At 62.0% G+C, this 11,667-nt stretch carries 9 protein-coding genes; 3 read left to right on the forward strand and 6 right to left on the reverse strand.

The window, feature by feature from the left end:
- Window positions 1-68: 68 nt before the first annotated feature.
- The 6 genes from LRS08_RS15115 to LRS08_RS15140 form a co-directional block, all read right to left on the reverse strand.
- Complete coding sequence (locus LRS08_RS15115; RefSeq protein ID WP_257842903.1) at window positions 69-1,745, reverse strand: hypothetical protein; 1,677 nt, start codon at window positions 1,743-1,745, stop codon at window positions 69-71.
- Window positions 1,742-3,349: a patatin-like phospholipase family protein gene (locus LRS08_RS15120; protein ID WP_260480897.1), complete on the reverse strand. Its 1,608-nt coding sequence runs from the start codon at window positions 3,347-3,349 to the stop codon at window positions 1,742-1,744. Before LRS08_RS15120 ends, LRS08_RS15115 begins: the two co-directional genes overlap by 4 nt.
- Entirely contained in the window at window positions 3,285-4,793 is a 1,509-nt protein-coding gene (locus LRS08_RS15125; protein ID WP_260480898.1) for a S8 family serine peptidase, read from the reverse strand. Before LRS08_RS15125 ends, LRS08_RS15120 begins: the two co-directional genes overlap by 65 nt.
- Before the next feature lie 9 nt (window positions 4,794-4,802).
- Entirely contained in the window at window positions 4,803-6,071 is a 1,269-nt protein-coding gene (locus LRS08_RS15130) for a hypothetical protein (RefSeq protein WP_257842901.1), read from the reverse strand.
- A gap of 89 nt (window positions 6,072-6,160) precedes the next feature.
- Window positions 6,161-6,382 carry a hypothetical protein gene (locus LRS08_RS15135; RefSeq protein ID WP_257842900.1) on the reverse strand — a complete coding sequence of 74 codons (222 nt, stop codon included), beginning with the start codon at window positions 6,380-6,382 and terminating at the stop codon, window positions 6,161-6,163.
- Window positions 6,379-8,031: a hypothetical protein gene (locus tag LRS08_RS15140; RefSeq protein WP_260480899.1), complete on the reverse strand. Its 1,653-nt coding sequence runs from the start codon at window positions 8,029-8,031 to the stop codon at window positions 6,379-6,381. Before LRS08_RS15140 ends, LRS08_RS15135 begins: the two co-directional genes overlap by 4 nt.
- A gap of 40 nt (window positions 8,032-8,071) precedes the next feature.
- Between LRS08_RS15140 and LRS08_RS15145 the strand changes: the two genes are divergently transcribed.
- From LRS08_RS15145 to LRS08_RS15155, 3 genes are all read left to right on the forward strand, one after another.
- On the forward strand, window positions 8,072-9,868 hold the full coding sequence (locus LRS08_RS15145) for an FAD-binding protein (protein WP_257842896.1): 1,797 nt from the start codon (window positions 8,072-8,074) through the stop codon (window positions 9,866-9,868).
- A 474-nt stretch (window positions 9,869-10,342) separates the two neighbouring features.
- On the forward strand, window positions 10,343-10,753 hold the full coding sequence (locus tag LRS08_RS15150) for a GntR family transcriptional regulator (RefSeq protein ID WP_257842895.1): 411 nt from the start codon (window positions 10,343-10,345) through the stop codon (window positions 10,751-10,753).
- A gap of 9 nt (window positions 10,754-10,762) precedes the next feature.
- Window positions 10,763-11,659: an ABC transporter ATP-binding protein gene (locus LRS08_RS15155; protein ID WP_260480900.1), complete on the forward strand. Its 897-nt coding sequence runs from the start codon at window positions 10,763-10,765 to the stop codon at window positions 11,657-11,659.
- The last annotated feature ends 8 nt before the right edge of the window (window positions 11,660-11,667 follow it).

Consider the following 11,667-nt stretch of genomic DNA (forward strand, 5'->3'; position numbering starts at 1 on the left):
GAGATTGCCGCGGGGATTGAGCGCTTCGGGGCGTTGTCGACCTCGGACGAGTGCGATTTTGCTCGAGATCAGCTCAACTTCAGGAACTTCAGCATGTTCTCCCGAAAAAGCAGCGCGCTCTTTGACCCCCAGAAGCAGTGATTGGCTACCGCGTCACGCAGGTTGCTGAGATAGGCGTGTGCCCGTGCATCCTGGCCCACCATGATCCAGTCAGATCCGAAAAGGACGTATTCCCCTTGGCTGTTCGCCTCGCGGCAGGCGGACGCGAAGAAATCGAGTACGTCGTTCGCGCTGCCTGAAAGGATGTCGTCGTCGTAACTCATGTCGACATAGATCTGTGCACCAGGTCGGCCATCTGAAGCTGGCTTGTTCAGTCGCAGGATCTCGACAAGAAGCGCCCTGTTTTCGACTGACCGTCGGAAGTGACCAAGGCAAACGCGCAAGGGGTTGCCGCCCCAGCCTTGAACCTGTTTCGCGCGTTCGATCCAAAATCTTGGGCTGGCCCTGACGCCGGCACCTTCCATCGATGCCATGCTGTTTGCCGCATGCGCCAGGAGCGGGACATCGAGCTCCGCGCTTGCCCTGAAGAACTGGTCCAGCGAAATGTCGACCTCGCGACCGACACGCGCGATATCCCAGCCTTGCTTGGTCCACCAGGTGCGAACCTCGCGCGCGCCGCGTTCGCCGTGCGAGACATCAAGGTCGCCATTCGATGACGCACGAAAGCCCATGGGTGGATAGAGTTTGAAGCCCCGGATGCGATGCGAGGCGGCCTGATTGGCTGCCTGCTCGGCCCGGATCCAGTCCAGCATCGTCTCCAAGTACGGTCTGGTTCCCGACAGGCGTTCGCCGGCGTGGCGCAGCGGGTCGTAGCCGGCAAAGGTGTGCAGCGTAATGGGACTGCCTTCCCGCTTTGCGATGCTGGCATATCGCGTCCAGAACGCAACCTGATCTGATTGCTTCGACGCTTGGTCGGGGCGGTCGCCAAGCCACCGGTCGAAGTCGACCAGAAGATTGATCGCATGATCGACCCTCGCGTTCGACGCCTTGATCGTGTCGCGATATCGAATCACGTGCAGGCAGCGCGGCTGGCACATGAGATAGATCCAGCCGATGATTGCCCGGGCATCCCGTGCTCCTGCGTTGCCAGGGTCAGCGCTGGCGGCACCACGGCCTGAGTCAGCCTGTTCGGCGATCTGGCGGTAAACCGATGAGTCGATCGTCGCGCGCTGACCGGAACCGGGCTTGCCTCCGTTCGGCTCGGGAGCAGGGCCGTTTGCTCCGACCATTCGCGAAAGCGCAAGATAGCTGGCGGCGAGGTCGACACGCGGATCAGCTGCGGCCAGCGCCCCGGGGGCTGCCGCGTTGATGACTGCCATCTGTCGATCGGCGACGGCGCGCGCAAATGCATCCGCCTCGACCTTTGCTTCACCAAGACGCACGCTTCGACCAAGCCGGCGGATCTCCGCTCGGGCCGACACTGTGAGCGTCTTTGCGACCCAGGCGGCAAGGTCGGCCAGCGCGAGGATGATCTCCGGTGCATTGGGGGCATAGGTCGGGGCGAGCACATGTCGCATGAAGCCATGTACCGGAAGGTCGGACAGGTTGAAGAAATGCGCATGGGCGTCGCCGACCGTTGCCGCCGCCGCGTCGGCACGCGGGATCCTGCACGTGACGCAGCCTCCCAGCATCGCGGTTGCGCCGACCAGCAGCGAGCGGCGATCAATCGATGGATGAGGGGTCATTTGGTTCCTCCCGCAGTGCCCTTGAACGGCGACGCGATCGGACTGAGCTTCAGCCAGGGATTCTTCGGCGCATTGGGGTCCGTCTCGAAATTGCGGCCGCCCTTATAGCGTCCGAAGCGTTGGAGACATCGCATGAAGCCCGGCTCGAACATGGCCTTTGGATCTTCCTTTCGGCAGATTTCCTCAGCGCCGCCGATCGGGGAGGGGAATGCGCGGTCATACCCGTCCGCAGTGGCGAGCCAGATATCTGCATAGGGTCGCTCGAGACGCAGCCCGGCAATCGAACCCACTTCGAGCTCGTTGACGACGATCGCCTGCGCCCGTTCGATAACATCGGTGACAATCATCACATCATCGACCTTGTATCGGGGCTTGCCGGACTCGGCGCTGCCCTCTTTGGGGTCGAGTGCCTTGAGCGAGGTCGGTCCGTTGCGGATGACATACAGACCGGTGAGCGTGTCTGGATCGGGTTTTGCGGCGATCTGTGCGCTTGCCGACTTCGCCGCACGTTCGAGTGCGTCGACGACCCTGGCGTCGAACACCGATCGCCGCACGCCGCCGTCGAGATAGGTTTTCGTGTTGATCTGAACTTGTTGAAACGTCACGGGCATGGCCGCAGATGCGAGCGCGGCGCCGGTCAGGCATTGCTGGATCGTCGCAAGCCGCTTCGTGCGGTCGGGATCGAGCGCCGGGTCGTCGACGAGCTTCGCGAGTTTGACCGCGTCGGCATAGACAAAGCGACCGTCATTGACGCGGATGAACCCGATCAACACCAGCTTGCCGGACGTGGCGAGATGCTCGATCATCGGGCACCCCTTGGCCGGATCGCCATCGGTGCACAGCGCGCGTTCGATCCGTGCGCGCAGCGGTTTCAGGCCGGCAAAGGAGCCCTTGTAGAGCGCTTGCCATTTGGCATTGCGTGAAACGATTTCGCGCTCGTCCAGAGGGCTGTAGTTCATCTGGAGAAGGTCGATATAGGTCGGATCCCCGACCGGCCGCCGAATATGCGCGTTTTCTGGCAAAGCGAGAAAGGCTTTGAAGCGTTTCGCCTGCTCAGACGACACCTTAACGTCGGCAAGCGCGACAAAAAGGGACTGGAGGCCGCCGGTGCTCACACCTGTAATGATGCCGAAATCGGGGAGGCGGGCGTCGGGACGAATGCTGAGCTCGTGCAAGAAGCCAGCGCCAAAGGACCCCCATTGGCCACCGCCAGAAAGCAGCAGGGCATTGGCGGGTTCCAATCGCTTCGTCCCGAAGCTGTCGAGCCGCTCAGCGGCCAGCGCCTGGAGGATCGCGCCCTCAATGCGTTTGACGAGTGGATCGTCCTCTTGAGCTGCCGGCGACGGGGGGGCCGCTTCCTGCTGGATCTCGCGGACAAGCCGTCCCATGTCGAGCTCGCTGAGCGCAGCGGCCTGGTTTGCCTTGAACGGCTCGCAGGAGATGTTGACGACCCCGCGCGTTGCGCATGCGGGCAGTGACAAGGTCGCTGCCGCAAGCAGAAAATGACGAAAAATGCGCATCGCAACCCCTTTCGTTTTCTCAGACCAGCGCGAGCGCCGCGACGACATCCAGTCGCCCGAATCCCATCCGGTCGTTGCGGCCATTATGGTAGGGAAATTGCCCGACCTTTGTCGCGCTCCTGCAGATCGCCTCCCGCACCTGTGCCTCGGTCAGTTCGGGCCGTTTCGACAGGAGCAGGCCGCAGGCACCGGCGACAATCGGGGTCGCGGCAGAGGTTCCATTGAAGGCTGGCGCATAGTCGGATGGCGAATAGCCTCCCGCGCCGCGATTATCGGTCGTGTAGTTCAGTACGCCAGGCGCGGCAATGTCGACCTGGGGACCAAAGCAGGATCCCCAGTAGGTCTCGCCGTCGGCGCTGCCACGGGTCTTGCACTGGTCGAACTGGTTGCTCGCGGCGACAGTGAGAACATGCTGGCCGTTGGCGGGAAAGCTGACCGCCCCTTCATTGTTTCCTGCAGCGGCGACGAAGACGGCACCACGCCCGCCGCGCCCCTGGACGCGCGCGCGCTCGACGGCATGAATGACCGCATTCGAGGGGAGCCCCTGGCCCCAACTGTTGCTGATCACCGACGCGCCGTTTCGCCAGGACCAGTCGATCGCCGTTGCGATGATATCCTGTGATGTCTCCCATGGCGCGCCCTTTCGCCTGGAGAAGGCAATTCTAACGGCAAGCAGGCTGCACCCGCGACCGCTTCCACTCATACCTGCATCGCCGCTCGCTGCTGACGGACTGGCGACCGCCAGACCGGCACACGCCGTCCCGTGACCGTCCCAGACGTTGGGTTCCTGATAGGCATTGCCGTCGGTGGCATCGAAGGTTCCGACGACGGCCGGAGCTAGGTCAGGATGCGCGCTGTCGACACCTTCATCGAGGATCGCGATCCGAATCGCCGGGTTGCCGGCCTGAATCGCCCAGGCCGCACGCGCGCGAGTGATTTCCATCGCGTATCGGTTGGCCGAGGTTGCTGCGTTCACTTCGAGCGAATCGACTGCGCGGCTTGGACGAGCCTCGCCGATCAGCAGAAATTTTGGTTCGACATAGAGCACCTGATCTTCTGCCTCGACACGCTCGAGAAATGCGAACGGGTCGGCGCCCTCGGGCAGACGTGCAACCAGCCGCTCTTCCTCCCGGCTCACCTCGACAAGCGACTGACGTTCGAGCAGTTCCCGCACATCCTCGCCCGGCTCGACCCCAATAATCAGCTGATCGGTCGCAATCGCCCGCGCCTCGGCGAGCTTGAACACAGGGCGGGCATCGATCACCACATCCTGCGCACGCAGGCTTTCCAGCTTGGCCGCCACCATGTCCTCGACCCGGGTCGCAGCAAAGGTCTGCGTGCCGAGTGCGGGCAAAAGAACGAATTGATCCCCGACCATGTCGAAGCCCGCATTGGGGGTTCCAACGTCTGCCGACTTTATCGCCTTGTCGATGTTGCTTCTGCTTGTCTGATCGAACCGGACGGCAACCACCGAGGGGTCGACTTCGAGGCGGACGGTCTCTTCTCCGACGCGATATTCATAATGCATTTCGATCTCCTACTCATCGCTTGCCGCGCGCAGGTCCTCAAGTTCCTTGCGCGCCTTGGCGAGTTCGATTTCCCGCTTGAGCTGGCCGAGCTCGGCATCGCGCAAGCTGCCATAGCCTTCGCGCGCAGTATCGATCAGGCCCGCGATACCTTCGCTCGCTCCGGTGCTCCCATAGGAGAGCTCGCTCGGCATGCCGTTGGCTTCGAACTTGGCGGTCGCGCTGCGCGACCCGAACATGCCCCCCTTGCCAAGGCGCAGCTTGTGGATCGCCGACCATTGCGGAACCAGGATCGCGAAGGTGTCGGTGGGCGCCTTGCCGCCGGGAACGAGCGGGTCGATCGAGAGGGTTCCAGGCACCGGGCGGCGATAGAGCAAATCCGCGCTCACGGTCATCGGCGAGGAAAGCTGTCGGCTTGCCAGGTCAGCGATCTTGAAACCCGGCGACGCAGCGAGTGTAACCTGAGTCCCGTTGCGTCCGGGCAGTCCGGTATCGGCGATCAGAAGTGCGCTGTAGTCGACCTTCTCGAGAGTTCGCGAGATTGATTGCGGCTCCGTTGCGACGGTCGGATTGCCATTCGCTGCCGACAAAGCCTGCGGCTCAGACGCCTTTGCGTCGACCTCGATCGCCCATCGCTTGGTAATCGTCAGTGCCCTGATGAGCTGCGCCTTTTGCTGAAGCAGAAAATCCCGCGTCGCGAGATCTGAGCTCTGGCTCTGCCCCTTTGCAAGTCGCGCTTCGACGGCGACGATCTGCGCCTGCTTCTTCGCCAGGTCATCGAGAGTCTTGACTGTGGAGGCATTGCACTGCGCGGTTCGCTGTTCCATCGGCTTGAATGGCCCGGTTACTACCGCAAGAGCGAGCTTGGCGACCGCAGTTATGAGCTTGCTGCCCTGGCCCTCCCATGATCCATTGAAGCTCTTGAGCGTGCCATCGGGATAGAGCTCGATCTTGACCGAGCGTTTGGCGAGGAAGCCGACCGAGGTGTCGAGGTCGACCAATGCCCCGGTATCCGGCAGATAGGACTGCACCAGCGTGTATGTCGGCGTCACCTCGACATCGGGCGCGCAGCGCTTGACGCGGAACTCGCCGACAAGCTCGAGTTCGACCTTTGGGAGAAAATAGGAAATCGAATTGACGGATCCGTCGCCCGGTTTGCGCGGCTTTGCCGCTAGCGCAGGCGTTGCCGTCAGTGCCAGAGCACCGATCTGCAGCCACAGACCGGACCGTCTGCGCAGCTGATCCAGCCCACTGGATCGATGAGTGTCAGACTTGCGCATCGTTTCAACTCCCCTGCGATCTCGATGTCGTCAAAGACCAAGGCAGCGTCGATGAATGGGGAAGTCGGCGTCGCGAAAGCGTGAAATCGTTACGCTTGCGTCGAACCGCGGTCGCCAGCACGCAGTGGTTCTATCAGCCGTTGCAGATCAGCGCGCAATTCGGGCGCGCGGACCAGGTTCAGGATTCGCAGGTCGGAAGGCTCGATGTGACCTGACCGATCGAGATCGACGTGAGCGCCACCAGCCGCGGCGAGGGCGCGTGCAAGTACGAGTCCGGCCCGAATTGCCGGAAAATTGGGCGCGTCGATCACCGCCTGATTGAAGTGAGCCAGCGCGGCCGTGGCATCGCCGCGAAAGATCGCGCAATAGCCCATTCCGCACAGCGTCTCGCCTTGCACCCCGGTTGCCGGGTTGAGGCGCAGCGCGAGCGCGAAGCGCGCGTCCGCGCGCTCGATATTGCCGCGAAAGAGATCGACCCATCCCCCCAAAACAGCGATGGATAGAATGAGGGCATTATCGTGAGCGCCCTATTGATCAGTCGGTCGGCAAGATTGATGTCCCCGCCGCTAAGAATAATCGAGCCGGCACAGTATCCCAGTACTTCGACATTGTCCTCGCCGTTCGCCAGAGCGATCTGCCGGTAGCGGATCGATCGGCGAAGCGCGGTGTCGGTATCTTCTTCCAGGCCAAGAAAATGGGTTACGCCGTAGCAAAACGCGGCGAGTGCGTTGGCCCAGGGGCAGGATGCGGTGCGCGCAAGGAGAGTCTGTAGCAGCTCATTGGCGTGCGCGATCGCGTCACGCTCCCAAGTGCGAAACAGGCTGCTTGCCTTCCAATAGAGCTCATATTGATCGATCGGCGGACCGACTCGACGAAGGATCCGATTGCGTTCAAAGGAATCGACCCGGCTCCAGATCATTGGCGCGATCTGACGTGCAATCTCTTCCTGGGTGAAATGAAGTCGATCGAGCGGGGTCTGAAAGGAGCGCCCCCAGATCTGCTCCCCGGTACTGCCATCGATCAGCGCGACCGACACGCCGAGCAGTCCTGAGCCCTCTATCGGCGTCACCGCCCCTTCGACCAGATAGCGCACGCCGAGCAATCTCGCGATGGCTTCGCGAGAATCGTGACGCTCGGCCGCGCGACGAGCTGATGCCGACGAGATGACAAAAATCTGCGGATACTGACACAACAGCATCGCGAGTTCGCTTGCGACGGCATCGCAAAGCCATTGGTCACCGGCATGTGCCGCGATCAGGTCGAACGGGAGCACTGCGAGTGAGGGCTTGGGAGGGAGCTCGCGCGTTGCCTTGCCAGTGTCCCAGTTGCGCTCGAGGGTTTCACCCTCGGCGAGGGCGGGGGCGGGAGGAACGGCATCATGAAGCCCGCCGAGCGCGGCACCGATCTCCTCGATCCTCAATCGTTCGTCGCGCAGCCAGTCGTCGAAGGCTTCGGCACCGGGAATGTCGATGCCTTCAAGAAAATCGCCGGGGACCTGCGCTGGATGTGACCGTCCGAGATCATCGCCAAATATATCGACATCGATATGGGAGAGGCGGAGGCGAACCCGTTGCATTTCACGCTCGAGCAGATGGCCCGCTCCCTGATGTTCTAGTGCGGTCACGAGGTTCGACAGCTCCTTGCGCAGGCTCGCCGACGCCTGGCTCTCGCCGCGTTCCCCCCAGAGCATGCTGCGGATCCAGCTCCTGCTGCGCAGTCCATTGGGTGCCGTCGCCAGCATCGCCAGGATTGCCACCGACTTGCGGCTGGTGATCTCGATCCGCGACCCATCGGGGCGAAACAGGCCGAACGGTCCGAGCAAGCGCAGCGCAAAGCGAGATTCCATGGATAATGTCGCCCCAATCACGAAATCACATGGCGGACTATAGTCGTCGGCAGAAGAATTCACACTATTGCGACGCTTGCGATTGCAAACCGAGCCTTGCGATACGCAGCCCATGGTATCTCATCGGCATCGGTGCCGAACACAGGAGTGTGCAGTGATCCGATATCAGCATGACGTCGAATGGCAGAACCTGCACCTGACGATCGGTGACCGTCTCAACAGCCATGGAGCGCCATATTATCTTGTTGCAGAGCAGGCTTCGCTCGACGTCGGGTATGATCTGGGAAATGGACTTCGTCGGTTTGCCCGGGACGCGAAGCGTTTCTTTGCGCATCTTGAATATCTGCTCGAAAAACCCGACGGACCGCAGGTTGATGCCGGATTGTTCGGTGCAGCATGGAGCTTCGCGCCGTTGATCGGCAACCCGGTGAGAGCTTTTGATTGTTCCACTCTGCACTCAGTTGCGATTGCTGACCCATCGGACGTAATTGGTTCGGATATTCCGGCTGGTCGCATCATCTTTGCGGGCGGTGGTACAACATTGGATCAGCTTACCGCCTTCAGTGAGGCGAGGGGGCTTACGATCAAGACGAGCGGCAGCTTCCTGCACTCGACTCTTGCGGGGAGTATCGGAACGGCAAGCCACGGCTCGCGACTTCACTATGGCGGGATCCAGAACATGGTACGCGGGATGCATTTCGCGGTGGCGCCGGGAAAACATTACTGGATCGAGCGCGCTTCCGCGCCTTTGCTCTCTACCGAAGGCCTGATCTGCCTCAGCGAAGCGGGTGCCGAGATAGTCGTGATCCGCGACGACATGCGTTTCGAGGATGCGTTGATCCATCTTGGAGCGATGGGCGTTCTCATCGGGCTCGCGCTGGAGCTCGAGCCCAGCCAGCAATTTGCCGTGCTGCGCATGTCCAAGGCGATTGATGATGCCTGGATGAGATCGATCGAGTCGGGCGACTTCAACAAATTGGCGCGGAACATGGGTGTGAGCGCTGATCCGATTTTCTACGAGCTCACCCTCGACCCTCACGCAGTCTTTCGGTCGCCGGCGTTACACACGTGCTATTTCGTGTCCGCACGCGAGAGCGCGCTCGGCGACACGGGAGCGGGCGGCGGCGTCGCGCACTTTCTTGCAGGGGCTGCGGCCCGCACTCTGTCGCCCGCAAAAAATTCGCTCGGTCCGACGGTCGCCGAAGCTGAAAAACGGTCAATCGCCATCGGAGCGGCTGTCGCTCCCGACAAGTCGCAAACCGAGGCGGCGTTGCGCTTCATGATGCGGGGCAGCAAGAGTGCATTTGAAGCGTATCGGATTGACCGCGGCTTTCAGGACGACATCGGCGATTTCGACCCTGCGGACTTGAACACGCCCAGCGGAACCTGGCGATCGCTTCATGACGGCATCATTACCAGCGGAAAGCCCGGTGCGCTCTACAACGCCTCATATGCGATATCGCGCGAGCGTACCGGCGAAGCCCTGGAGGCGATTGCAAAAGCGGTTCAGGCCCTGCCGGCGACGTTTCTGCTCACCCTGCGCTTTGTCAGCGAGCCTGCCGGGACGCTTGCATTCACCCGGTTTCGCGAGAATAGCGTAATCGAAGTCGATGGGGCCTCACCGCTTTACTCCCTTTGGGCGGCGGCGATTGCCCAGCAACAGGGCGAGGCGCCCGAGCTGATCAATGCGATCAGGGCTCTGAGCAATGCGACGGCCGACGCAGCCCTCGCCGTACGTCAGGCGCTGAGCGCAGCGCGCATCGATTATTCAATGCACTGGGCAAAACTTGGTGAGCTCGACGCGGCCAAGGTTCACGCCGATTTTGGGTCTCCCGAGGCCGATGACAGCTCGCTTATCCATCGGTGGCGGGCAACACGGGACTTTCTGGTACCGAAAGAGACTCGGCATCTCTTCACCAGTCAGGCCGTCCGTCATTATCGTCTCGTATGATGCAGCCACGGTCTGATGGGAGAGGGTCGAGATGCGCGGCGCAGGCAAACGGTGAAGCGACAGGGAAGGGCTTTGTCGTGTCCTCCAGAAGTTCCGCCACTCTGGGCCAGTGTCCTTTATGATATGGGGAGAGGATGAAGCGCCGCCGGTTTTCAAGTATCGGCTGCCAGTTGGCAAAGCTTTCGCAAGGCGGTCATCGTTCTCAATCCACGGCAATCTCAAAATCGGCTCCACCTGATCGAACGGTGCCTTGGCACCCTGTCCGTGTTGATCCCGCAACCGCATCGCAATGGCGTAGCTCGTCGGACACGCGGAACGACTCCTTTTCGCCTGCGCCAATATTGGCGGCATGAAACTGCCGAGCCGACGGATGCTCCGACCGTCGGCAGCCGGGATCATTGCCGGAAGGCGCATCACCGTTGACACTGGGCGACGCAACTGTTCTATAGCACATAGAACAGTAAGGACAGTCGAATGCCCCGTGTCGTTCCACTTGCCATCACCATTTCGCCCGGCGACAGTCGATCGATCGCAGGGCAGATTGTCGACGCGATCCGTCGCAAGATTTCCGCCGGAGATTTGGCGGTCGGAGGGCAGTTGCCCAGCGTGCGCGGCCTGGCGCAGCAGCTTTCGGTAAACCCCAACACCGTTTCCAAAGCGTATGGAGAGCTGGTCGCGGGGGGATGGCTTGTCGCGCGGGCCGGTCTCGGCCTGTATGTTGCGGCACAGCGCGATCAGTTGAGCGAGGAAGAGCGCGATCGACGCCTCGACGCCGCGGTCGAGCGTTTTGTCAACGATGTGGTGGCGATTCGTTGCAGCCCCGACGAAGCGATCACACGCGTCACCCATGCGCTGGGATCTCTTTCGATCCGGCAGTCCGCATGAGTCTGCACCTTGCGGTGGAAGCGCGGGGGGCTGACGCGGTGGCACGGGCGCAAATGTGCGCTCGATGCACTCGATCTGGCACTGCCGCGCGGCGGCATTCACGCGATCATCGGTGCCAATGGTGCGGGAAAGTCTACCCTGTTTCGCCTTCTTCTCGGCTTCCAGACTGCCGATGCGGGCGAATGCCGCGTGCTCGGCCAGCGCGCTGACGCGCTGAGCGTTGCGGATCGAAAGCGTATCGGCTTCGTGAACGAGGAGCATACGTTGCCCGGCTGGGCGCGGGTGGACCGCGTGGTCGCCGTACAGCGCAGCCTCTACGCCGATCGCTGGAATCAGGCCGCGTTCGACACGCTCATCACCAGCTTCGACCTGACCGGGCGCCAGCGGGTCGGCCAATTGTCGCGCGGCGAGCGCGCCGGGTTCAATCTTGCGCTGGCACTGGCGCAGTCGCCCGACCTGCTGATCCTCGACGAACCGACCCTGGGGCTGGATGTCGTCGCGCGTCGGCGTGTCCTCGACGCGCTGATCGCGACGATGGACAGCGACAACCGCACGATCATCTATTGCTCGCACCAGATTGAAGAGGTCGAGCGACTGGCTGACAGCCTGCTGATTCTCGAACGCGGTCGGGTGGCGAGCTTTTCCGCGCCCGACGCCTTTTGCGATCGGATTTCGCTATGGATAGCCGATATCCCCTTTGCCGGTCCCGCGCACGACACCGTGCCGGGTCTGCTCCAATATCGTCGGATCGACGGCATCCACCATTATGTGGTGATCGACCAGGGTCCTGCCTTCGCTGATTTCCTGCGCGCGCACGGTGCCCGGTCGATGGAAGCGATGCCGGTGCCGCTCGACCGCGCGGTCGATGCCTTCCTGACCCGCAATCACGCCGGAACGGCGTGCTGAAAGACCCG

The organism is Sphingomonas sp. J315 (assembly GCF_024666595.1).
GTDB lineage: Bacteria > Pseudomonadota > Alphaproteobacteria > Sphingomonadales > Sphingomonadaceae > Sphingomonas.